Raw genomic sequence first — 22876 nt, 5'->3', positions numbered from 1 at the left:
TCGTCACATGAAAGCTTGTTGTAAGTCATCGTATGACATGGCGGATCGAAAATGTTATTCCGAAGGGAACCCGTCCAGTAGTACCGGCGGCGCCAGAGACGCGCACCAGCAGTGGGATTGCAGCCAGGAAGCCGTCACGCCGGTGGCGCGTTCCGTGTACCGACCTAGGGAAATCCCGGAGTCATTCGTCCGTATGACACATTACAATGTCATCAGACAACGTAACACTGGCAAGGCCCACATTGCCGATCCGGAGATGACATGGCAGTAAACGCGACAGCGGCGCGCACAGCGACCGCGGCAGCTGGTGGGCGTGGACCTCGGCCAGTACTGTATCAACGTGCTGGCGTGCCGGGCGGGCGCTTCTCCCGCTGGTGATCGGCTACATCCTCAGCGTTACGGGTTCGTTCAACGGCGCGCTGGTGTTCGTGGGCGTGAATGCACTGGTGACCGTGTTCTGCTACCTGGTCATCGTCAAGGATATCCGTCGGGTGGAACTGCAGCCCGCCTGAGCTTTCTGGAACAAGCAAAATGAGTGAAGCCAATTCCTCGCAAGCGGTGCGTCCGCTGTACATCACGATGCACCCCGACGACAACGTCGCCATCGTCGCCAACGACGGCGGGCTGCCTGCCGGCGCCACGTTCCCGTGCGGCCTTACGCTGGTCGAGGGCGTGCCCCAGGGCCACAAGGTCGCACTGGCCGACCTGCGCGAAGGCGACGAGGTGATCCGCTACAACGTGGTGATCGGCTACGCGCTGAAGGACCTGCCGCGCGGCAGCTGGATCAACGAACGCGTGATCCGCATGCCGGCCGCGCCTGAGCTGCACGACCTGCCGGTCGGCACGCGCGTCACGCCGCTGCCGCCGCTGGAGGGCTACACCTTCGAGGGCTACCGCAATGCCGACGGTTCGGTCGGTACGCGCAATATCCTCGGCATCACCACCACCGTGCAATGCGTGGAGGGCGTGGTCGAGTTTGCCGTGCGGCGCATCAAGGAAGAGCTGCTGCCGAAGTATCCCAACGTCGATGACGTGGTGGGCCTGGAGCACACCTACGGCTGCGGCGTGGCGATCGACGCGCCGGACGCCGGCATTCCCATCCGCACCATCCGCAATATCGCGCTAAACCCCAACTTCGGCGGCGAAGTGATGATCGTCAGCCTGGGCTGCGAAAAGCTGCAGCCCACGCGGCTGGTCAGCGCCGGCACCATCCCGATCCAGAAGGAAGGCGAGCCGGACGTGGTCTGCCTGCAGGACGAACAGCACGTGGGCTTTGCGTCGATGATCGATTCGATCATGACGACCGCCGAGAAACACCTGCAACGCCTGGATGCGCGCCGGCGCGAGACCTGCCCCGCATCCGACCTGGTGGTCGGCGTGCAGTGCGGCGGCAGCGATGCCTTCTCCGGCGTGACCGCCAACCCGGCGGTGGGCTTTGCCACCGACCTGCTGGTGCGCGCCGGCGGCACGGTGATGTTCTCCGAGGTGACCGAAGTCCGTGATGGCATCGATCAGCTCACCGCGCGCGCGGCCACGCCGGAAGTGGCCGAGGCCCTGATGAAGCAGATGGCCTGGTACGACGCCTACCTCGAAAAAGGCAAGGTCGACCGCAGCGCCAACACCACGCCCGGCAACAAGAAGGGCGGGCTGTCCAATATCGTGGAAAAGGCCATGGGCTCGATCGTCAAGTCCGGCACCGGCCCGATCCATGGCGTCAGCGGCCCGGGCGAGAAGGTGACGCAGAAGGGCCTGATCTATGCCGCCACGCCGGCTGGCGACTTTGTCTGCGGCACGCTGCAGCTGGCCGCCGGCATGAACCTGCACGTCTTCACCACCGGCCGCGGCACGCCGTACGGCCTGGCCGAGGTGCCGGTGATCAAGGTCTCGACGCGCAACGACCTGGCGCGCCGCTGGCACGACCTGATGGACGTCAACGCCGGCCGCATCGCCACCGGCGAAGCCACCATCGAAGAGGTGGGCTGGGAGCTGTTCCACACGCTGCTGGCGGTGGCCAGCGGCAAGAAGTCGTGGGCGGAACACTGGAAGATCAAGAACGCGCTGGTGCTGTTCAATCCGGCGCCGGTGACCTGAGGCCTCGGCTTCCGGTTCTTCTCGTCGCTCGTCGTCGTCGTCGAAGGATTATTCATGGCTCTTGAGTGGGCGGCCGAAAAGGCCGCTCTTTTTTGCTTGAAAACTATATTCAAAATATTTGAACAACTATGTGATGATTCGAGTAATTTTTCAGGCACTTCGTTACGTATAGTTCATCCCATCGCAGCGCCACAGGCACAGAGACGTTGCGGGAAATTAACCAATCTACTTAACGGAGCGCCCCATTATGTCGAACGCCAAACTGGAAGTCCTGACCCCGCAAAACAGCCAGCTGATCATCATCGACCACCAGCCGCAGATGGCGTTCGGCGTCCAGTCGATGGACCGCCAGCTGATGAAGAACAACGTGGTCGGGCTGGCCAAGGCGGCAAAGATCTTCGACATCCCGACCACGATCACCACGGTCGAGTCGGATTCGTTCTCCGGCTACACCTACCCCGAACTGCTCGACGTATTCCCCGGCAAGGAAACGCTGGAACGCACCTCGATGAACTCGTGGGACGACCAGAAGGTGCGCGACGCGCTGGCCGCCGCCGGCCGCAGGAAGATCATCGTCGCCGGACTGTGGACCGAGGTGTGCAACACCACCTTCGCGCTGTCGGCCATGCATGACAGCGACTACGAGATCTACATAGTTGCCGACGCCTCGGGCGGTACCAGCAAGGAAGCGCACGACTACGCCATGCAGCGCATGGTGCAGGCCGGCGTGGTGCCGGTGACCTGGCAGCAGGTGGTGCTGGAGTGGCAGCGCGACTGGGCCCGCCGCGACTCGTACGACGCCGTGATGGCGCTGGTCAAGGAACACTCCGGCGCCTACGGCATGGGCGTGGACTACGCCTACACCATGGTGCACAAGGCCGCGCAGCGCACCGCGTCGCAGCACGTGTCGCTGGCCCCCGTTCCCGCGGTCTGACCGATCGCTGTTGCACTGGCATCCCGGACAAGGAGAACAACATGAATATCGGTGCAAGGCTTGGCCGCGGCGCTTGCCTGCTGGGATGCTGGCTTGCAGTGATGATGGGCAGCGTCGGCGCCGCGGCGGTGGTGGCGCAGACGCTGGCGGTGTGAGGCGATCCGGGGCTAGCGCAGCCATGGAAGCTGGACGCCGCTGAACGCCAGCGCCAGCCCGCCGACCACGACCAGGCTGAGCGCCCACACCACGTCGAGGTTGAACCAGCTGCGCGACACGAATTTAAGCCCGACGTAGCGATAGACCAGCCACGCTACCACGCCGCCTGTCGCGATCATGGCCGCGGCATGCACGACGGACACGAGCAGCGCCATGGAAACATTAGCGCCCATCAGCGCGGCGGCGGCCTGGTGGCCGGCATCCTCGTCGGCGCGGCACAGCCCGAGATAGATCGGCACCAGCATCAGCCCAGCGCCGTGCGCGATCGCCACGGCGAAGGACCATAGCGCGAGGCGCGACGGCGGAATGCGCGCCAGTGCGCGCGGATGGCGGCGCCACACCAGCAGCGCCACGCCCCAGCCGATTACCAGCAGCCCCGCGGCAAACTGCAGCGGCGCCTGCCAGCGCACCAGCATGGCCAGCACGCCGAACGGCAGCATGACCGCGATCATCGCCAGCAGATGGCCCAGCGCCAGCGAACCGAGCGCCGACACCACCGCGCGATCCTGCTGCGCCAGCAAACCGTTCGATACAGCAAGCGGCCATCCCATCGCGGGATTCAGGCCGTGATAGATGCCGCTTGCCAGGACCGCCGACCACAGGCCGGCATGCTCCCAGGAGAGCGCGGTCAAGTCCGGACCGACGGGTAGCAGAACGAGTCAGTCGAGCAGTCGCCGCCTTCCAGCCGCACCTGGTGGGCGCGGTAGCCGTCGGGGAAGTCCACCCAGTAGTCGTCGGCCAGCGCCAGCCCGCCCTCCGGCTCGGCACGCCCCATCACCTGCACGCCGGGAACACCGTTGGGATAGAACTGGTTGTCCCAGGTGGAGTAGAGCGAATTGGTCCAGTAGACGCGCCTGCCGTCGCGGCTGATTTCGACCATCTGCGGGCCGCCGGCGAAGGTCTTGCCGTTCGGGTGCGGCGTGCGCCGCGCAATGCCGCCAAGATGGACCGAGCCCGACAGCCGGGGCTTGCGCGGGTCGCTGACGTCGTACTGGCGCATCTCGCCGGTGCCCCAGCAGGCCACGTAAAGAAACTTGTCGTCGATGGACAAATCGATATCGGTCACCAGCGGCGGCACCGCGCCGAAGCCTTGCAGCAAGGGCGGCAGCTGGTCGGCCGAAGCCGGCTCGGGCGGAATGGTCGCGGTCTTCTCCACATGGAACTTGCCGCCTTCGCGCCACCAGGTCCAGATCGAGCCTTCCAGGTTGGTGGTGTCGACCACCACGCCGACAAAGCCGTATTCGCGCACCGGATCGTGCGCGGGCCGGACTTCCAGCGCCATCTGGTGGTTGGCGCCGAGGTCGATGGTCTGCACGTTGCGGCGCCCGCGCAGGTCCCAGAAATGCAGCTTGTGGCCGTACTTGTTGGCAAGCAGGTCCTCGGCCACCAGGCCGTTCTCGAACTGCGGCGGCAATGCCCATTCGCTCGACACCATGTAGTCGCGCGGCAGGTTCCACCAGAAGTCGTAGTGCTTCTCCTGCTCGCCGCGGTCGATTTCCCAGCGCCCGAGCACCTCGAAGGTCTCGCAGTCCATGATGAAGATGCCGGGCAGCCCGTCGGTGCCGTCCTGGCCGGCGCCGCCGAGCGTGCTCACGTAGATCCCTTCCGGGCCGCAATGCACGGTGTGCGGCCGCGAGTAGCCGGTCTTGCTGATGATCTCGTCCGGCTCGATGATCTTGTGGATGCGCGCCTGCGTGGGATGCGGCTTGGTGTCTACGATATAAATGCGGGACGAGCGCATGCCCGGGATGATCAGGTAGCGCCGCTCCAGGAACGCGTGGCCGGTCAGCGGCGACAGCGCGGAGGAACAGGCATTCCAGCCGAAGTGATGCAGCTCGTCGCCCTTGTTGGTCATCGGCACGGTATGCACCACCGTGCTGTAGGTGGGCGAGCCGGGCTTGACGTCGATCACGGCCAGCGCGTCAGGGCGCGAGCCGTCGGGGCTCAGCAGCAGGGTGTAGGCAAATTCTTCCGGCGGCGCGCTCATCGCGAGCTGGGGCGACGGGTAAAACGTGGGATCCGGCCGCATGTTCATGGTTAGCCCTCCTTGTTCTACGCCGGTCACATGCCGCGAGATCGCGCAGGCCGGCATGGCAGCGTCCGCGCACGTAAGTGGAGTTCGAGCCTACTTAGCCTAGGTCGTTCTCCAACCCTAGTCAAACGCGGCCAGGGCGGCGGCGCAGGGCCGTTCTCGTCACGCTAAAGACGCCTGGCGCGTGAGCAAATGCGATGGTGCACCGCACGTGCGCTGCCCGTGCCGGCAGGCATATCGTTATCGGCAATCGTTCGTTCCGGCCGCGGGCATCGCGCCCGTATGCTTTGGCTTCGATTCCGACCGATGCCCCGCGAGCCATGGCCAACTATCTCGACGACCGACAGCGCAGCGAACTCGCGCACGCCGCGCGTCACTGGCTGTGGCGCACCGAACTGCCGACCTGGCTGCTGATCGTGGCGGTGTACGGCGCATGGTTCGGCGTAGCCACGCAGGCGAGCCGGTTGGGCCTGCCGCTGGCATGCGTGCTGCTGACGCTGTGCACCACCTGGTACCTGTCGCTGCAGCATGAACTGATGCATGGCCATCCGACCCGGCTGCCCTGGCTGAACGCGCTGATCGGCGCGGCGCCGCTGGGCGTGTGGCTGCCGTATGGCCTGTACCGGCGCTGGCACCTGCAGCACCATGAAGCCGAACTGACGCATCCCGGCGGCGATCCGGAGAGCTATTTTCTGTACGCGGCGGACTGGCATGCGTCGGGCCCGTTCGCACGCAGGCTCTATGCCGTGCGCAACACGCTGGCGGGCCGCGTGCTGCTGCAACCCGCATTTTCGATCCTGGCCATCGGTGCCGATGCGTGGAGCAAGCTGCGCGCCGGCGACTGGCGCGATGTGCCGATGTGGCTGGCGCACCTGCTGGCGCTGGGCGTGCTGCTGGCCTGGCTGCAGGTGTACTGCGGCATGCCGGCATGGCTGATGCTGGCGGGCGTTGCGTATCCCGCGCTGTCGCTGTCGGCGATCCGTTCCTTCCATGAGCATCGCGCCACCGGCCCGCAGGCGGCGCGCAGCGTGATCAACGACGCCGGGCTGGCCTGGCGCCTGCTGTTCCTGAACAACAACTATCACCTGGTGCACCACGATCTGCCGTCGGTGCCGTGGTTTGTGCTGGGCCGGGTCTATCGGCGCCGCGCCGACGATTACCTGGCGCGCAACGACGGCTTCCTGGTGCGCGGCTATGGCGAATGGCTGGTGCGGTATGCGCTGCGCGCGGCCGCGCCGGTGGTCCATCCCCTGTTCCACGGGCCGTCCGACGGACCCCACTACGCGGCGAGGCCCTATGGCGAAGCCTGAGCACTGGGTCGCGGCGCTGCCGATGTACAACGTGTCGGCGTCCTTGCGCGCTGACTGGATCACGCTGATCGAGCGCGTGGCGCAATCGCTGCAACGCGCGGGCGTCGTGCTTACCGCCGTCGACCCCGGCGACGATGCCGCCGCGCTGCACGCATTCTGGCGGCGCGACGACGTGCTGCTGTCGCAGGCATGCGGCTATCCGCTGGTGCAGGGGCTGGCGCCGCATGTGCGGCTGATCGGCACGCCGCGCTTCCGGGTGCCGGGCTGCCAGTGGCATACCTATCGCAGCGCGATCGTGGTACGGGCAGGCGACGGGCCCGGCACGCTCGATGCCTGCCGTGGCGCGCGGGCTGCCTGCAATGCGCCCGACTCACACAGCGGCATGAATGCGCTGCGCCATGCGGTGGCGCCGCTGGCGCGTGCAGGGCGCTTCTTTGGCGAGGTGGTCCACACCGGCTCGCACCTGGCGTCGTTGGCGGCCGTGACCGCCGGCGAGGCAGACGTGGCGGCGATCGATTGCGTGACGCTGGCCTATGCCGCCGAGCACCATCCCGATCTGGTGGCGGGCGTGCGGCAGATCGGCACCACGCGGGCGGTGGCGGGATTGCCGTTCATCGCATCGCGGCGGGCGGGTGCGCCGCTGGTGCAACGGGTGCGGGCGGCCATGCGGCAGGCCCTGCACGACGACGTGGCGCTGCGCGCCCGGCTGCGGCTGGAAGATGTGGTGCCCAGCGCGGTGGCGGACTACCAGCCGGTGTCCAGCATGGCGCTGGAGGCAAGCCTGCGGGGGTACAGCGCGCTCAACTGAGGCCGCGCCCGCCCTAATACCCGCCCTAATGCGCCGGCCCGATGCCGGCATCGAAGCGCGCGGCCAATCCCCGGTCGCGGAACGCCGCCACCACGAAGTCGATGAACACGCGCGTCTTGGGCGGCAGCAGCGTCTTGTTCGGGTAGTAGAGCGAGATCGGCCCGTTGTCGGCATGCCATTCCGGAAGCAGCCGCACCAGCGCACCGCTTTCCAGCCATTGCGCCGCATGCGGCGTCGGCAGCAGCGCCACGCCGTAGCCGAGCATGGCCGCGTGCGCCATTGCCTCGGGATCGTCAAAGATCATGCGCGTGCGCTGCGTGACCGGCGCCTCTTCGCCTGACTCGCTGCGCAGCGTCCATGCGCGCAGCCTGCCGGTCGGGCCGGAGCGCCGCACGATGCCGTCCATCGCGGCCAGCTCGCTGGGATGGCCCGGCATGGGCCTGCCTTCCATGTAGGACGGCGATGCCGCGGCCACGATGCAGGTCCGCGCCAGTTCGCGCGCGACCACGCCATCGGTCAGTTCGATCCCGCCGCCGATAGCCGCGTCAAAGCCGTCCTGGATCAGTTCCGCGGGGCGGTTGTCGAAATGCCAGTCCGGCACGATCGCCGGATAGCGCCGCAGGAATTCGCCCAGCATCGGCACCAGGTGTTCGCGGCCGAAGGCGAGCGCCATGCTGACCTTGAGCGTGCCCGCGGGTTTGCCGGCGTCTTGCGAGGCGCTGGCAAAGGCATCGCGCAAGGTCGAGAACGGATCCGAGACCTGCCGCAGGAACTGTTCGCCGCTGGCGGTCAGCGTCAGCTGGCGCGTGCTGCGCTGGAACAGCCGCAGGCCCAGGTGCGACTCCAGCCGCGCCACGTTCTTGCTGACCGCCGCCGGCGTCATGCCGAGCTGGCGCGCCGCTGCGGAAAAACTGCCGGCTTCGGCACTCCGGACAAAGGATTCGAGCAGATTGAGGGCCTCCATGGCCTCAGCTTATACCAATGGTTGAAAAAGCTGATGCCGATTTATGGCTACCGACGGGGTAATCCACGCACGATACTGCTTTCACCAACCAACCATTTCCCGGAGCAATCCATGGCCAACCTGACTGGAAAAACTGCATTCGTAACCGGCGGCGCCCGCGGCATCGGCGCGGCAATCGTGCGCCGGCTGGCGCGCGAGGGCGCCGCCGTCGCCTTCACCTACCAGAACTCCGCAGCGGGTGCCAACGCGCTGGCCGCGGAAGTGGAAGCCGCCGGCGGCCGCGCGCTGGCGCTGCAGGCCAACGCCGCCGATGCCGCCGCGCTGACCCGCGCCATTGACGGCGCCGCGCGCCAGTTCGGCAAGCTCGACATCCTGGTCAACAATGCCGGCGTGCTGCGGCTGGGATCGGTCGAGACCCTGTCGCTGGAAGACTTCGACGAGACCCTGGCCGTCAACGTGCGCGCGGTGTTCGTCGCGGCAAAGGCCGCTCTGGCGCACATGGGCGAAGGCGGCCGCATCATCAACATCGGCAGCACCAATGCCGAACGCATGCCGTTCCCCGGCGGCAGCGCGTATGCGATGAGCAAGTCCGCGCTGCTGGGGCTGGTGCAAGGCATGGCGCGCGACCTGGGGCCGCGCGGCATCACCGTGAACAACATCCAGCCGGGACCGACCAATACCGACATGAACCCGGAAGCCGGGGAATTCGGCGCGGCGCTGCATGGCCTGATGGCACTGCAGCGGCACGCCACGCCGGACGAGATTGCCGGCATGGTGGCTTATGTCGCGGGTCCGGAAGCGGGCTTTGTGACCGGTGCCAGCCTGATGATCGACGGCGGCTTCAGCGCCTGAGCGATGGCGGTGTGGGCGCCGGGCCATCCTCCCGTGACCACGCTGATGCTGGTCAAGCCGGATGGTATCGAGCCGCTGCCCGCCGGCCCGGCCGCCACGCCGAACAAGTAAGCCTTACGCTGCCCCGCCAGCACGCCGGCCCGGCGCCGGCGTGCCTCAGTCTTCCGCCGCCTTGCGCATCGCCGCGCTGACCTCGCCGTAAAAGCCCCGCAGCTTTTCCAGTTCCAGGTCTACCGGCTGCAGCGCCGGCCACAGCAGCGCCACCATGTCGCGGGCGGTCTTCTCGATATCGACCTCGCGCTGCCGCGCGATCGCATCCCACAGGATGTGCTCCATCGGCCCCAGGATGGCCGAGCGCAGCAGGCTCAGCGGCAGGTCGCCCCGGATCTCGCCATTGGTGCGCGCCCGCGCCAGCAGGTCCATCAGCGGCGCCGTGTAGCGGCGCTGCAGCGGCAGGAACATCTCGCCCAGCCCCGGCCCCTTGGCCCGGCCTTCCGACAGCACCAGCGCACACAGCCCGGTCCCCTGGATCAGGAACAGGCGCAGGTGCGTCTTCACGTAGAACTCAAGCTGCACCTTGGTGGGCTGGCCATGCGGCATGCCCTGTTCCAGCGTGCTGATGATCTCGTCGTACCAGTCCTCGATCACGCGCACGCACAGTTCGCGCTTGCCGTGGAAATAGGTAAAGACCGTCCCCTCGGAGACGCCCAGGCGCTGGGCGATCTCGGTGGTGGTGGCGCGCTCGTAGCCAAGCTCGGCGAACACGTCGCGGCTTACGCGCAGGATGTCGCGGATGCGCTGCTCGGCCTTGGCTCCGGCGGGTACGCGGCGCCGGGAACTGGTGTCTTCCATGCTGTCGGGGGTGTGGACGTCTCTCTCGTGGCGAGGATTATAGTGCGCCGTTAGTGAAAACTTGAGTAAAGCTCAAAATTATTATTGCGTTCTGCCTGCCGAGCGTGTACTTTTCACTCGTCGGCGCCACAGGCTGCGCCGGCGGGCGGGGAGCAGATGCGGCGGATTTAAGGGATTTCCCTGATGCAATTGCCCGCCAGCCCATCTAAGACAATGAACACGGCATGAATTGAGTGATACTCACAAAACGCCGGGCGCACGGAACGCCACCGAGCTTTGGAGACCAGTATGACGATGCAGGGCGAGTCCCAACCCACCATCCTGCCCCTGGGCGGGCTGTCGCATGTGCGAGGCGAAACCAATATCCCGCTGTCCGAGCAGACGGTGCCGGAGTTGCTGGCGCAGACCGTCGCCCGCTTTGCGCAGCGCGACGCGGTGGCTTTCCGCGAGCAGGGCGTGCGCTGGACCTGGCAGCAGTTCGCCGAGGCCATCGATGCGCTGGCAGCGGGGCTGCACGCGCTCGGCCTGGTGCGCGGCGATCGGGTCGGCATCTGGTCGCCCAACCGCGTGGAATGGGTGGTGACGCAGTTCGCCACCGCGCGGCTCGGGCTGGTGCTGGTCAATATCAACCCGGCCTACCGCTTGTCCGAGCTGGAGTACGCGCTGAACAAGGTCGGCGTCAAGGCGATCGTCGCGGCCGAGGCGTTCAAGACCTCGCGCTACCTGGAGATGCTGCAGGCGCTGGCCCCTGAACTCGCCACCAGCGAGCCTGGCGCACTGCAGGCCGCGCGGCTGCCGGCGCTGCGCTGGGTAATCCGCATGGGCGCGGGCGAGACGCCGGGCATGATCCGCTATGACGATGTGGTGGCGCGCGGCGCAGGCGTAGCGCGTGAAACGCTCGACGCCATCACCGTGCAGCTCGACCGCAACGACCCGATCAACGTGCAGTTCACCAGCGGCACCACGGGCGCGCCCAAGGGCGCCACGCTGACGCACCGGAATATCGTCAACAACGCGCGCTTTATCGCCATGGCGATGCGCTTTACCGAACAGGACAAGCTGTGCATCCCGGTGCCGTTCTACCACTGCTTCGGCATGGTGCTGGCGGTGCTGGCGTGCGTCTCCACGGGCGCCGCGATGGTGTTCCCGGGCGAAGCGTTCGATCCGGAAGCCACCATGCAGGCCGTCAGCGAAGAGCGCTGCACCGCGCTGCATGGCGTGCCGACCATGTTCATCGCGCAGCTCGACCATCCGCGCTTTGGCAACTATGACTTCTCGTCGCTGCGCACCGGCATCATGGCCGGCTCGCCGTGCCCGATCGAGACCATGAAGCGCGTGGTGTCGCAGATGCATATGTCGGAGGTGACGATCGCCTACGGCATGACCGAGACCAGCCCGGTCTCGTTCCAGAGCAGCACCACCGATCCGCTGGACAAGCGCACCACCACCGTCGGCCGCATCCAGCCGCACCTGGAGGTCAGGATCGTCGACGGCACCGGCGCCACGGTGCCGGTGGGCGAGAAGGGCGAGCTGTGCACGCGCGGCTACTCGGTCATGCTGGGCTACTGGGACGACGAGGCCCGCACCGCGGAGACCATCCGCGATGGCTGGATGCACACCGGCGATCTCGCCACCATCGACGAAGAGGGCTACTGCAATATCGTCGGCCGCGTGAAGGACATGCTGATCCGCGGTGGCGAGAACATCTATCCGCGCGAGATCGAGGAATTCCTGTTCCGCCATCCGAAGGTGCAGGCCGTGCAGGTGTTCGGCGTGCCGGACCAGAAGTACGGCGAGGAAGTGTGCGCGTGGATCGTGCTCAAGCCGGGCGAAAGCGCCACCGAGGAAGAGATCCGCGAGTTCTGCCGCAACCAGATCGCCCACTACAAGATTCCGCGCTACATCCGCTTCGTGGACGAAATGCCCCTGACCGTGACCGGCAAGGTGCAGAAATTCGTGATGCGCGACCAGATGGTGCGCGACCTGAACCTCAGCGAATCGAAGACGGCCTGAACGCGCCGCCCCCAGTACGACATTGATTACCAAGACGACACTGCCATGACTACCTTGCCCGGCCTGAAATTCGACCTCGGCGAAGACATCGAGATGCTGCGCGATTCCGTGCGTACGTGGGCCCAGGCCGAACTGGCCCCGCGCGCGGGCGAGATCGACCGCACCGACCAGTTCCCGATGGACGCCTGGAAGAAGATGGGCGACCTCGGCGTGCTCGGCATCACCGTGGCCGAGGAATACGGCGGCGCCAATATGGGCTACCTGGCGCACATGATCGCGATGGAAGAGATCAGCCGCGCGTCGGCGTCGGTCGGCCTGTCGTACGGCGCGCATTCCAACCTGTGCGTGAACCAGATCCACCGCAACGGCACGCCGGCGCAGAAGGCCAAATACCTGCCCAAGCTGGTGTCGGGCGAATGGATCGGCGCGCTGGCGATGAGCGAGCCCAACGCCGGCTCCGACGTGGTCAGCATGAAGCTGCGCGCGGAATTCAAGGGCGACCGCTACGTGCTCAACGGCACCAAGATGTGGATCACCAACGGCCCGGACTGCGACGTGCTGGTGGTGTACGCCAAGACCGAGCCCGAGCTGGGCGCGCGCGGCATGACCGCATTTATCGTCGAGAAGGGCATGAAGGGCTTCTCGGTGGCGCAGAAGCTAGACAAGCTGGGCATGCGCGGCTCGCACACCGGCGAGCTGGTGTTCGAGGACGTGGAAGTGCCGGCGGAAAACATCCTTGGTGCCGAGAACAGTGGCGCCAGGGTGCTGATGAGCGGGCTGGACTACGAGCGCGCGGTGCTGTCGGGCGGCCCGGTCGGCATCATGCAGGCGTGCATGGACGTGGTTACGCCGTATATCCATGACCGCAAGCAGTTCGGCCAGAGCATCGGCGAGTTCCAGCTGATCCAGGGCAAGGTGGCGGACATGTACACCACGCTGCAGGCGGCGCGCAGCTACCTGTACACGGTCGGCAAGAACCTGGACGCGCTCGGCAGCGGCCACGTGCGCCAGGTGCGCAAGGACTGCGCCGCGGTGATCCTGTACACGGCGGAAAAGGCCACCTGGATGGCGGGCGAGACCGTGCAGATCCTGGGCGGCAACGGCTATATCAACGAATACCCGGCCGGGCGCCTGTGGCGCGATGCCAAGCTGTACGAGATCGGCGCCGGCACGTCGGAGATCCGCCGCATGCTGATCGGCCGCGAGCTGTTCGCGGAAACGATGTAAGCACCCCACGCGATGGCTGCACCCTACAACGAACTGACTGGCCGAGGCTGATATGGCGGCAATTGAGACAAAGCTGAACGCACGCTCCGAAGCGTTCAAGACGAACGCGCAGGCAATGCAGGCACTGGTTGCCGACCTGGAAGCGAAGATCGCCAGGCTGGCGGAAGGCGGCGGCGAGGCCGCGCGCGACAAGCACCTGTCGCGCGGCAAGCTGCTGCCGCGCGACCGCGTGCAGCAACTGCTGGATCCGGGCACCCCGTTCCTGGAGCTGTCGCAGCTCGCGGCCTACGACATGTATGACGATGCCGCGCCGGGCGCCGGCATTATCACCGGCATCGGCCGCGTGGCCGGGCAGGAGTGCGTGATCGTCTGCAACGACGCCACCGTCAAGGGCGGCACGTATTATCCGATCACGGTCAAGAAGCATGTGCGCGCGCAGGAGATCGCCGAGCAGAACAACCTGCCGTGCATCTACCTGGTCGATTCCGGGGGCGCCAACCTGCCCAACCAGGACGACGTGTTCCCCGACCGCGACCACTTCGGCCGCATCTTCTACAACCAGGCCAACCTGTCCAAGCAGGGCATCCCGCAGATCGCGGTGGTGATGGGTTCCTGCACCGCAGGTGGCGCCTACGTGCCGGCGATGAGCGACGAGTCAATCATCGTCAAGAACCAGGGCACCATCTTCCTGGGCGGGCCGCCGCTGGTGAAGGCCGCCACCGGCGAGGAAGTCAGCGCCGAGGACCTGGGCGGCGCCGACGTGCATACGCGCCTGTCCGGCGTGGCCGACTACTTCGCGCAGAACGACCACCACGCGCTGAGCCTGGCGCGCAATATCGTGCAGCACCTGAACCGCCGCAAGCCGGACCAGATCCGCCTGCACGAGCCGGCCGAACCGCTGTACCCGGTGGAAGAACTGTACGGCGTGATCCCCACCGACACGCGCAAGCCCTATGACGTGCGCGAGGTGATCGCGCGCATCGTCGACGGCTCCGAGTTCGACGAGTTCAAGGCGCGCTACGGCACCACGCTGGTATGCGGCTTCGCGCGCATCTGGGGCTACCCGGTCGGCATCGTCGCCAACAACGGCATCCTGTTCTCCGAGTCGGCGCTGAAGGGCGCGCACTTTATCGAGCTGTGCTGCCAGCGCAAGATCCCGCTGGTGTTCCTGCAGAACATCACCGGCTTCATGGTGGGGCGCAAGTACGAGAACGAAGGCATCGCCCGCAACGGCGCCAAGATGGTGACCGCGGTGGCGACGGCGCAGGTGCCCAAGTTCACCGTGATCATCGGCGGCTCGTTCGGTGCCGGCAACTACGGCATGTGCGGCCGTGCCTATTCGCCGCGCTTCCTGTGGATGTGGCCGAACGCGCGCATCTCGGTGATGGGCGGCGAGCAGGCCGCGAGCGTGCTGGCGACGGTGCGCCGCGATGGCATCGAGGGCAAGGGCGGCAAGTGGAGCGCGGAAGAGGAAGACGCCTTCAAGCAGCCGATCCGCGACCAGTACGAGCACCAGGGCCACCCGTACTACGCCAGCGCGCGGCTGTGGGACGACGGCGTGATCGATCCCGCGCAGACGCGCACGGTGCTGGGGCTGGGCCTGTCGGCCAGCCTGAACGCGCCGATCGAGGACATGAAGTTCGGCGTCTTCCGTATGTAATTCGGCATGTAATCCTGCCCTCCAGGTATCCCAGAATCGTTGTCAAGAACGCTCCCCGCGAGGAGCGAAAGGCGAAGTCATGTTCACCAAAGTCCTGATCGCAAACCGCGGCGAGATCGCCTGCCGCGTGGCCGCCACCTGCCGCCGGCTCGGCATCCGCACCGTCGCGGTGTACTCGGATGCCGACGCCAATGCACGCCACGTCGCCTTCTGCGACGAGGCGGTCCATATCGGCGCCGCCGCCGCGCGCGACAGCTACCTGCGCGCCGACCACATCATCGAGATGGCGAAGGCGACCGGCGCCCAGGCGATCCACCCGGGCTACGGCTTCCTGTCCGAGAACGAAGCCTTCGCCGAGGCCTGCGCCGCGGCCGGGCTGGTCTTCATTGGCCCGCCGGCCTCCGCCATCCACGCCATGGGCAGCAAGAGCGCGGCCAAGCAGTTGATGGAAAAGGCGTCGGTGCCGCTGGTGCCGGGCTATCACGGCGAAGACCAGGACGCGGCGCTGCTGCGCCGCGAGGCCGACCGCATCGGCTACCCGGTGCTGCTCAAGGCCAGCGCGGGCGGCGGCGGCAAGGGCATGCGCGTGGTCGAGTCGGGCGATGGCTTCGAGGCCGCGCTGGCGTCGGTCAAGCGCGAGGCCAGCGCCAGCTTCGGCGACGACAAGGTGCTGGTCGAGAAGTACCTGACCCGCCCGCGCCATATCGAAATCCAGGTGTTCGCCGATACCCACGGCAACTGCGTCTACCTGTTCGAGCGCGACTGCTCGGTGCAGCGCCGCCACCAGAAGGTGCTGGAAGAGGCGCCCGCGCCGGGCATGACAGAAGAACGCCGCCGCGCCATGGGCGAAGCGGCAGTCGCCGCCGCCAAGGCGGTGGGCTATGTCGGCGCCGGCACCGTCGAGTTCATCGCCAACCAGGATGGCTCGTTCTATTTCATGGAGATGAACACGCGCCTGCAGGTCGAGCACCCGGTCACCGAGATGATCACCGGGCAGGACCTGGTCGAATGGCAACTGCGCGTCGCCGCCGGCGAGCCGCTGCCGCTCACGCAGCAGCAACTGCGCATCGACGGCCATGCGCTGGAAGCGCGCATCTACGCCGAGAACCCCGACAAGCAGTTCCTGCCCTCCACCGGCACGCTGCGCTTCCTGCGCACGCCGCCGGCGGTGCAGTTCATGCGTGGCGAAGATGCGCATGGCCCGGCCGGCATCCGCATCGATGCCGGCGTGCGCGAAGGCGACACCATCAGCCCGTACTACGACCCGATGATCGCCAAGCTGATCGTCTGGGGCAAGGACCGCGACGAGGCGCTGGCGCGCATGCGCCAGGCGCTGGCGGCATACCATGTGGTCGGCCTGTCGACCAACGTGGCGTTCCTGCAGCGGCTGGTGTCGTCGCAGGCGTTCCGCACCGCGGACCTCGATACCGGCCTGATCGAGCGCAACGAGAGCGAACTGTTCCCGCTGCCTGAGCCGGTCGGCATCGACACCGTCGCGCTGGCGGTGGCTGCGCTGCTGGACCGCGAAACGCGCGAGCGCCGCATCGACGCCGCCGACCAGCATTCGCCGTGGACCCACGGCGGTGCCTGGCGGCTGAACGGCAGCGCATCGCGGCAGCTGCGCTTTGGCTACGGCGACCAGGTGCTCGACGTGACGCTGCACGTCAACGCGCGCGGCAGCACCCTGGCCTACGCTGGCGAGTCTGTGCCATTCGCCGCGGTATGCAAGGCCGACGATATCCGCATCGATCTCGGCACGCGCCGCGTGCACGGGCACGTGCATGCGGAAGCGGACGACTTCCACGTCTTCGCCGCGGGCCGGCAGGTGCTGCTGGGCTGGATCGATCCGCTGTCCCACGCCGGCGAAGCCGAAGGCGAGGGCGGCAAGCTGACCGCGCCAATGCCGGGCAAGGTCATCGCGGTGATGGTCGAAGCCGGCAGCACCGTCACACGCGGCACGCCGCTGCTGGTGATGGAGGCGATGAAGATGGAGCACACCATCAGCGCACCGGCCGACGGCGTGATCAGCGAAGTGCTTTACGGCGTAGGCGAACAGGTGACCGAGGGCGCGCAACTGCTCGCGTTCGGTACCTGAAACACTGACGGAGACGACACATGCATGCGGACAAGGTCAAGGTCGTTGAAGTCGGCCCGCGCGATGGCTTGCAGAATGAGAAGAGCCTGATCCCCACCGAGACCAAGGTGGCGTTGATCGACCAACTCACCGACGCGGGCTTCCCCAATATCGAAGTGGCATCGTTCGTCTCGCCGAAGTGGGTGCCGCAGATGGCCGACGGTGCGCAGGTCATGGCTGCGATCAGGCGGCGGCCCGGCACCATCTACTCTGCGCTGACGCCGAACATGAAGGGCCTGGAAGGCGCGCTTGCGGCGGGCGCCGACGAGGTCGTGATTTTCGGCGCGGCCAGCGAGGCGTTCTCGCAGAAGAACATCAACTGCTCGATCGCCGAGTCGATGGCGCGCTTCGAGCCCGTTGCCGCGGCCGCCAAGGCGAAGGGCGTGCGGCTTCGCGCCAGCGTGTCGTGCGCGCTGGGCTGCCCTTACCAGGGCGAGGTGCCGATCGATGCCGTGGTCGACGTGGTGAGGCGCATGCGCGAACTGGGCTGCGACGAGATCGATATCGCAGACACCATCGGCGTTGGCACGCCAGACAAGGTAAAGGCCGTGATGCGTGCCGCGGCCACGGAATTCCCGCTGGCGCAGCTTTCCGGGCATTTCCACGACACGTATGGGCATGCGCTGGCCAATGTCGAGGCGAGCCTGGAAGCCGGCATCCGCATCTTCCATGCTTCGGTCGCCGGGCTTGGTGGGTGCCCGTATGCGAAGGGCGCGACCGGTAACGTGGCGACGGAGGCATTGCTGCAGCGCCTGGCGAGCCTGGGGATGGAGACCGGGGTTGATCTGGACAAGGTTATTGCGGCTGCCGGACTGATCTCCAGGGCCATCGGCAAGCCGGTACTGCAATAGTCCGAGCGCGGAGGTTGCGCCCTTCTCCCGCGTGCGGGAGGGGGGAGACCACATGTGCAATTCCAGCGTTGGAACGTACCGTCCTGCGTCGCTTTCGCAACCCACCTGTCTCATATTGAGACACCGCCCGCATTATCCTGAGACAGCCTCGCCAAACCTGCCACACAACGCTTGAATTCGCCCGGGGGCTCTCTTAAAGTACCTTTCCAGTTCGCGCCGCCCCAACTACAGCACAGGCAGCGCACATAGATGACCTGGCCGCAACGACGGCCGGGCGTGCCACCGGCATCGGCGCAATTAGCCCTCATACGGCAGCGCGCGACACCGACCACTGGAGACAAGGTAATGCCACCCGCACCGACAAGCCTGCTGTGCGATGCCAACGTTGCACGGCGGGAGTTCCTCGACGGAAAGGACGTGCCCGCCGGCGTCGTGTCCGACCTGATCGTGCGTTCGTGGCAACGTGCCGCGCGCGCGGGCGTGCGTCCCGAGCAGCGCATGCTGTTTTCGGATGTCATCACGCATAGCGAAGTCCGGCGCAGCGAAGAAGAGAACCGCACGCTGATCGAACTGGCCGGCGCCGACATGGAGGTGCTGGCCGGCGCCTTTCCGTCGCAGCAGTGGATCGTGCTGTGCACCAATGCCGAAGGCATGATCGTGTCATCCCACGGGCGCCTGGGCGCGGGGCCGGGCGGGCCGTCGCCGCTGCAGCATGGCCGGCGCATCTGCGAGACCGGCATCGGCACCAACGCGCCCGGCTGCCTGCTGGCTGAGGGCGGCAGCGCCGTCGAGATTCGCCGCGGCGAGCATTTCCTGCATGAACTGGTCGACGTGGTCTGTGCCGCCGCGCCGATCTACGATTGCCACGACCGCCTGATCGGCGTGCTCGATATCACTGGCTTCGGCGTCGACTTGCCGGCCTACGCGGTCAGCCACGTGCGCGCGGCGGCCACGTCGATCGGCAACCGCACCTTTGAGCGGCTGCCTGGCTGCTGCATCGTGCGCCTGCACCACGACCGGCGCATGCTGCATACACCGGCGGAAGGCATCGTCGCGGTCTCCGCCGACGGCGTGATCGTGGCGGCAAACCATACCGCGCGCGACATGCTGCGGCTCGGCAACGCCGAGATCGGCGCGATCGATATCGGCAGCGTCTTTGCCGAAGGCATGTATGGCCCGGGAGGCGCGGTGCAAAGCGTCGTGCGCACGGTCGCCGGCGGGCGCCTGCATGTGTCGGCAAGTGAAACCCAGCGTGCGCGTTCCCCCGGCGCCGCGCCGCGCGCCGACGACACCGGTCCGCTGGCTGGCCACCTGATTGCCGATGCCACGCTGGCGCGCGCCTTCGACAAGGCCAGCATGGCGGTCGGCGCGCAGGTGCCGGTGATCCTGCTGGGAGAGACCGGCACCGGCAAGACCATGCTGGCGCGCGCGCTGCACGAGGCCAGCCGGCCGGCCGGCAGCTTTGTCTCGATCAACTGCTCGGCCATTCCCGAAGGGCTGGCCGAAGCCGAGCTGTTCGGCTATGCCGACGGCGCCTTTACCGGCAGCCGCCGTGGCGGCAGCGCGGGCAAGATCGAGCAGGCCAACCATGGCACGCTGTTCCTGGACGAGATCGGCGACATGCCGCTGGCATTGCAGACGCGGCTGCTGAGCGTGCTGCAGGAGCGCTGCGTAACACGTGTGGGCGCGACCAAGGCGATCCCTGTCGACCTGTCGGTGATCTGCGCCACGCACCGCAGCCTGCCGGAACTGGTGCGGCAGGGCGCCTTCCGCGAAGACCTGTATTTCCGCATCAACGGCATGTCGGTGCGCGTTCCAGCGCTGCGCGACCGCACCGACCTGCCCGAGCTGATCGCGGCGATGCTGCAGACGCTGGCGCGCGGCCGGCGCAAGGCGCTCGACGCCGACGTGATGGCGCTGCTGATGTCGCATCCCTGGCCGGGCAACGTGCGCGAGCTGCACCAGGTGCTGCGCACCGCGGTGGCGCTGTCTGGCCTCAGCGAGGCAATCCGGCGCGAGCATCTCGACGAAAGCTGGCTGGATGCGGCAACACGCGCGACGGTGGCGGACCTGCTGCCCACGGCAGGCCAGCCGATGCTGCTGGCGCAGGCGCAGGACGCGCTGATCCAGCGCACCCTCGACGAACTCAGCGGCAACCGCTCCGAAGCCGCGCGCGCACTCGGCATCTCGCGCGCGACGCTGTACCGCAAGATGGCGCGCGCCAAGATCCGCTAGAACGGTTCTCCCACCTCCCATCCCTCCATCGAACCCCCGCTCGCCACGCCGTGGCAGCGGGGGTTTTTTATTGACCGCCTGTCTTGGCTGTATCGAGACATTGGCTCAGATTGCGACATCCCAGGCAGCCTCGCGACGACGTTGCAGGCGAAAACTGGCGCAAAAACACGCACCTGTGCGCGATTTGGGCGGCGGGCACGGCGCTTGCGTTGCAGGGCATCGCATACCAACAGGGTTCGACCCAAGGATCAACATGAGGAGACAGGCGATGCACGGCAATGCAGGACTGCTGATCAACGGAAAAATCGTGCAGGGCAGCACCACGCTCGACGTGGTCAACCCCGCCACCGGCAAGGTGTTCACCACGGTATCGCGCGCCACCGAGCGCGAGGCCGCCGCCGCGGTCGCTGCCGCCAAGGCCGCGCAACCCGCCTGGGCCGCGCTGGAACTGGCGCAGCGGCGCGCGTTGCTGCTGCGCTTTGCCGACGAGCTGCACGGCAACGCCGAAGACCTAGCCGCCACGCTGGTGCTGGAGCAGGGCAAGCCACTGGCCGAAGCGCGCCAGGAGCTGCAGTTCGCCGCAGCCTTCGTGCGCCATATCGCCGGGCTGGAGCTGCCGGTCTCGCTGGTGCAGGACGATGCCACCCACCGCATCGAACTGCACCACAAGCCGCTGGGCGTGGTGGCCGCGATCGCGGCTTGGAATTTCCCGGTGCTGATCGCCGCCTACAAGCTCGCGCCGGCGCTGCTGATGGGCAATGCCGTGGTGCTCAAGCCCGCGCCGACCACGCCGGTGGCAACGCTGCAACTCGGCGCGATCCTGTCCGACCTGCTGCCGCCGGGCGTGGTCAATGTCATCACCGATGCCAATGACCTGGGCAGCTACCTGACCTCGCATCCCGACGTGGCCAAGGTCTCGTTCACGGGCTCGACCGCGACCGGCAAGAAGGTGATGGCAAGTGCCGGCCCGGGGCTGAAGCGCATCACGCTGGAACTGGGCGGCAACGACGCGGCCATCGTGCTCGACGATGCCGACGTGGCGGACATCGCGCCGAAGATCTTTGGGAGCGCCTTCTACAACTGCGGGCAGGTATGCCTGGCACTGAAGCGGCTGTACGTGCATGCCTCGGTCCATGACGCGCTGTGCGACGCGCTGGCCGACCTGGCCGGGCGCGCGGTGGTCGGCAACGGCGCCGAAGCCGGCGTCACGATGGGGCCGCTGCAGAACGCCATGCAGTACGACAAGGCCGGCCGCTTTCTGGCCAGCGCGCGGCGCGACGGCAAGATCCTGGCGGGCGGTGCATTGCTCAAGGGCGATGGCTACTTCGTCGCCCCGACCATCGTGCGCGATCTGACTGACCGCAGCGAACTGGTGGCCGAGGAGCAGTTCGCCCCGATCCTGCCGGTGCTGAAGTTCGACAGCATCGACGAAGCTGTGGCGCGCGCCAACGGCACGCCCTACGGACTCGGTGGCTCGGTGTGGTCCCGCGACGAAGAGCGCGCCTGTGGGGTGGCGTGGCGTCTCGACGTGGGCACGGCATGGGTCAACCACCACCTGCATTTCGGCCCGCATATCCCGCTGGTGGGCGCCAAGGAGTCTGGCGTCGGCGTGGAATTCGGGCCGGAAGGGCTGGCCGAGTATGCGCAACTGAGCGTGATCAATATCGCGCGGGCACAGGCGGGCTGATGCCGCATGCCCGCCGCCCGGCGGGCCACAGACAAGAAGAAAACCGGAGGAGACATGCATCAAACCAGAACGGCCGGTGGCCGGGGACTGCGCTCGCCTGTACGCAGCGCTGCAGCGCCGGCGGCCGGCTTGGCATTGGCCCTGCTGCTCGGCGCATCCCCCGCGCGCGCCATTGACGTAGACGCGGGCGATTACACCGCATTGCCCGCGGGCACCAATCTCGGCCTGTTGTACTACCAGCATGCGCAGCGCGACCGCGTCTATGCCGGCGGCAACCGCGTCGCGGGCGGCAACCTGGATTCGGACGTGGGCATCGTGCGCTATGTGCGGTTCATGGAAGTCGGCGGCATCACCATCGACCCGCAGTTCCTGCTGCCGTTCGGCAAGCTGCGCGCCACCGACAACCTCAGCGCGCTGGGCAGTGCCAGCGGCGTGGGCGACCTGATCCTGGCGTCGACGGTGTGGCTGGTGAACCAGCCCGACAGGAAGCGCTATTTCGGCATCACGCCGTTCCTGTTCGTGCCGACCGGCAGCTACGACCAGAACCGTCCGCTGAACCTCGGCGAGCACCGCTGGAAGTTTGCGCTGCAGGCAGGCTATATCACGCCGATTACCGACAAGGTCACGCTCGACCTGGTGGCGGACGTCACGGTGTTCGGCAACAACAGCAAGTACGGCCCGAACTCGGCCACGCTCAGGCAGGACGCCCTGGTGCAGGGGCAGGGCTGGCTGCGCTACCACTTCACCGAACGCTTCGATGTGCGCGGCGGGCTGTCGTATGCCTTCGGCGGCGAGACCTCGGTCAACAACGTATCGCGCGACGACCGCACCAATACGTCGAAGTTCCTGGTCGGTTTCGCCTGGTTCCCGGCAGCGACGTTCCAGGTCCTCGGCACCTTCGGCCGCGATATCTCGGTGCGCAACGGGCCGATGGAGAACCTGCGCGCCAACCTGCGCCTGCTCAAGGTGTTCTGACACGCCATATCAAGAAAGAAGACAGAGGAGATCAA

At 67.0% G+C, this 22876-nt stretch carries 17 protein-coding genes and 1 pseudogene; 14 read left to right on the top strand and 4 right to left on the bottom strand.

The annotated features are described in order from the left end of the window. Positions 1-368: 368 nt before the first annotated feature. From LPA45_RS21795 to LPA45_RS21785, 3 genes and pseudogenes are all read left to right on the top strand, one after another. Positions 369-512 (top strand): annotated as a pseudogene (locus tag LPA45_RS21795) (MFS transporter); the annotation flags it as partial. A gap of 19 nt (positions 513-531) precedes the next feature. After that, on the top strand, positions 532-2091 hold the full coding sequence (garD, locus tag LPA45_RS21790; RefSeq protein WP_116323451.1) for a galactarate dehydratase: 1560 nt from the start codon (positions 532-534) through the stop codon (positions 2089-2091). 247 nt (positions 2092-2338) lie between these two features. Next, a complete protein-coding gene (locus tag LPA45_RS21785; RefSeq protein ID WP_116323452.1) occupies positions 2339-3025 on the top strand; it encodes a hydrolase in 687 nt (228 codons plus the stop codon). Positions 3026-3192: 167 nt separating this feature from the next. On the opposite strand, the gene LPA45_RS21780 is transcribed toward LPA45_RS21785, so the two are convergent. Together LPA45_RS21780 and LPA45_RS21775 are read right to left on the bottom strand one after the other, a co-directional pair. Beyond that, on the bottom strand, positions 3193-3873 hold the full coding sequence (locus tag LPA45_RS21780; RefSeq protein ID WP_116323453.1) for a hypothetical protein: 681 nt from the start codon (positions 3871-3873) through the stop codon (positions 3193-3195). Then, positions 3870-5276, bottom strand: a complete 1407-nt coding sequence (locus LPA45_RS21775) for a selenium-binding protein SBP56-related protein (protein WP_116323454.1) — start codon at positions 5274-5276, stop codon at positions 3870-3872. Before LPA45_RS21775 ends, LPA45_RS21780 begins: the two co-directional genes overlap by 4 nt. A gap of 317 nt (positions 5277-5593) precedes the next feature. On the opposite strand from LPA45_RS21775, the gene LPA45_RS21770 reads away from it, so the two are divergent. Continuing rightward, a complete protein-coding gene (locus tag LPA45_RS21770; protein ID WP_116323463.1) occupies positions 5594-6583 on the top strand; it encodes a fatty acid desaturase in 990 nt (329 codons plus the stop codon). Continuing rightward, positions 6570-7391: a phosphate/phosphite/phosphonate ABC transporter substrate-binding protein gene (locus tag LPA45_RS21765; protein WP_233528442.1), complete on the top strand. Its 822-nt coding sequence runs from the start codon at positions 6570-6572 to the stop codon at positions 7389-7391. Before LPA45_RS21770 ends, LPA45_RS21765 begins: the two co-directional genes overlap by 14 nt. A 25-nt stretch (positions 7392-7416) precedes the next feature. Here the strand turns inward: LPA45_RS21765 and LPA45_RS21760 are convergent, their stop codons facing one another. Next, the gene (locus LPA45_RS21760; RefSeq protein WP_116323455.1) at positions 7417-8355 is read right to left on the bottom strand and encodes a LysR family transcriptional regulator; all 939 of its coding nucleotides are present in this window, start codon (positions 8353-8355) and stop codon (positions 7417-7419) included. 111 nt (positions 8356-8466) lie between these two features. On the opposite strand from LPA45_RS21760, the gene LPA45_RS21755 reads away from it, so the two are divergent. Next, complete coding sequence (locus tag LPA45_RS21755; RefSeq protein ID WP_116323456.1) at positions 8467-9207, top strand: SDR family oxidoreductase; 741 nt, start codon at positions 8467-8469, stop codon at positions 9205-9207. Positions 9208-9363: 156 nt separating this feature from the next. On the opposite strand, the gene LPA45_RS21750 is transcribed toward LPA45_RS21755, so the two are convergent. Further along, the gene (locus tag LPA45_RS21750; protein WP_116323457.1) at positions 9364-10059 is read right to left on the bottom strand and encodes a TetR/AcrR family transcriptional regulator; all 696 of its coding nucleotides are present in this window, start codon (positions 10057-10059) and stop codon (positions 9364-9366) included. A gap of 288 nt (positions 10060-10347) precedes the next feature. Here LPA45_RS21750 and LPA45_RS21745 point away from each other — a divergent pair, with 288 nt between their 5' ends. The 8 genes from LPA45_RS21745 (at position 10348) to LPA45_RS21710 (ending at position 22841) form a co-directional block, all read left to right on the top strand. Continuing rightward, entirely contained in the window at positions 10348-12072 is a 1725-nt protein-coding gene (locus LPA45_RS21745) for an AMP-binding protein (protein WP_116323458.1), read from the top strand. Between the two features lie 45 nt (positions 12073-12117). Further along, the gene (locus LPA45_RS21740; RefSeq protein WP_271815881.1) at positions 12118-13299 is read left to right on the top strand and encodes an isovaleryl-CoA dehydrogenase; all 1182 of its coding nucleotides are present in this window, start codon (positions 12118-12120) and stop codon (positions 13297-13299) included. Between the two features lie 52 nt (positions 13300-13351). Continuing rightward, positions 13352-14959, top strand: a complete 1608-nt coding sequence (locus LPA45_RS21735) for a carboxyl transferase domain-containing protein (RefSeq protein ID WP_271815882.1) — start codon at positions 13352-13354, stop codon at positions 14957-14959. A 79-nt stretch (positions 14960-15038) separates the two neighbouring features. Next, on the top strand, positions 15039-17054 hold the full coding sequence (locus LPA45_RS21730) for an acetyl/propionyl/methylcrotonyl-CoA carboxylase subunit alpha (protein WP_271815883.1): 2016 nt from the start codon (positions 15039-15041) through the stop codon (positions 17052-17054). A 20-nt stretch (positions 17055-17074) separates the two neighbouring features. Further along, positions 17075-17944, top strand: coding sequence for a hydroxymethylglutaryl-CoA lyase (locus LPA45_RS21725; protein WP_116323837.1), 870 nt, complete (start codon positions 17075-17077; stop codon positions 17942-17944). 345 nt (positions 17945-18289) lie between these two features. Continuing rightward, positions 18290-20179 carry a sigma-54-dependent Fis family transcriptional regulator gene (locus LPA45_RS21720; RefSeq protein ID WP_116323838.1) on the top strand — a complete coding sequence of 630 codons (1890 nt, stop codon included), beginning with the start codon at positions 18290-18292 and terminating at the stop codon, positions 20177-20179. A gap of 268 nt (positions 20180-20447) precedes the next feature. Next, a complete protein-coding gene (locus LPA45_RS21715) occupies positions 20448-21866 on the top strand; it encodes an aldehyde dehydrogenase family protein (RefSeq protein ID WP_116323839.1) in 1419 nt (472 codons plus the stop codon). A 54-nt stretch (positions 21867-21920) separates the two neighbouring features. After that, on the top strand, positions 21921-22841 hold the full coding sequence (locus LPA45_RS21710; protein WP_116323840.1) for a transporter: 921 nt from the start codon (positions 21921-21923) through the stop codon (positions 22839-22841). The last annotated feature ends 35 nt before the right edge of the window (positions 22842-22876 follow it).

The organism is Cupriavidus sp. Agwp_2 (assembly GCF_040784895.1).
GTDB lineage: Bacteria > Pseudomonadota > Gammaproteobacteria > Burkholderiales > Burkholderiaceae > Cupriavidus.
Note: the sequence above shows the minus strand (reverse complement) of the source record. Positions and strands in the feature narration are given on the sequence as shown.

Coding starts and splice junctions, on each gene's coding strand:
- LPA45_RS21715 (WP_116323839.1), top strand. CDS start 20,448: ATGCACGGCAATGCAGGACTGCTGATCAACGGAAAAATCGTGCAGGGC.
- LPA45_RS21785 (WP_116323452.1), top strand. CDS start 2,339: ATGTCGAACGCCAAACTGGAAGTCCTGACCCCGCAAAACAGCCAGCTG.
- LPA45_RS21735 (WP_271815882.1), top strand. CDS start 13,352: ATGGCGGCAATTGAGACAAAGCTGAACGCACGCTCCGAAGCGTTCAAG.
- LPA45_RS21750 (WP_116323457.1), bottom strand. CDS start 10,059: ATGGAAGACACCAGTTCCCGGCGCCGCGTACCCGCCGGAGCCAAGGCC.
- LPA45_RS21775 (WP_116323454.1), bottom strand. CDS start 5,276: ATGAACATGCGGCCGGATCCCACGTTTTACCCGTCGCCCCAGCTCGCG.
- LPA45_RS21720 (WP_116323838.1), top strand. CDS start 18,290: ATGCCACCCGCACCGACAAGCCTGCTGTGCGATGCCAACGTTGCACGG.
- LPA45_RS21710 (WP_116323840.1), top strand. CDS start 21,921: ATGCATCAAACCAGAACGGCCGGTGGCCGGGGACTGCGCTCGCCTGTA.
- LPA45_RS21730 (WP_271815883.1), top strand. CDS start 15,039: ATGTTCACCAAAGTCCTGATCGCAAACCGCGGCGAGATCGCCTGCCGC.
- garD (WP_116323451.1), top strand. CDS start 532: ATGAGTGAAGCCAATTCCTCGCAAGCGGTGCGTCCGCTGTACATCACG.
- LPA45_RS21760 (WP_116323455.1), bottom strand. CDS start 8,355: ATGGAGGCCCTCAATCTGCTCGAATCCTTTGTCCGGAGTGCCGAAGCC.
- LPA45_RS21725 (WP_116323837.1), top strand. CDS start 17,075: ATGCATGCGGACAAGGTCAAGGTCGTTGAAGTCGGCCCGCGCGATGGC.
- LPA45_RS21740 (WP_271815881.1), top strand. CDS start 12,118: ATGACTACCTTGCCCGGCCTGAAATTCGACCTCGGCGAAGACATCGAG.
- LPA45_RS21755 (WP_116323456.1), top strand. CDS start 8,467: ATGGCCAACCTGACTGGAAAAACTGCATTCGTAACCGGCGGCGCCCGC.
- LPA45_RS21770 (WP_116323463.1), top strand. CDS start 5,594: ATGGCCAACTATCTCGACGACCGACAGCGCAGCGAACTCGCGCACGCC.
- LPA45_RS21745 (WP_116323458.1), top strand. CDS start 10,348: ATGACGATGCAGGGCGAGTCCCAACCCACCATCCTGCCCCTGGGCGGG.
- LPA45_RS21765 (WP_233528442.1), top strand. CDS start 6,570: ATGGCGAAGCCTGAGCACTGGGTCGCGGCGCTGCCGATGTACAACGTG.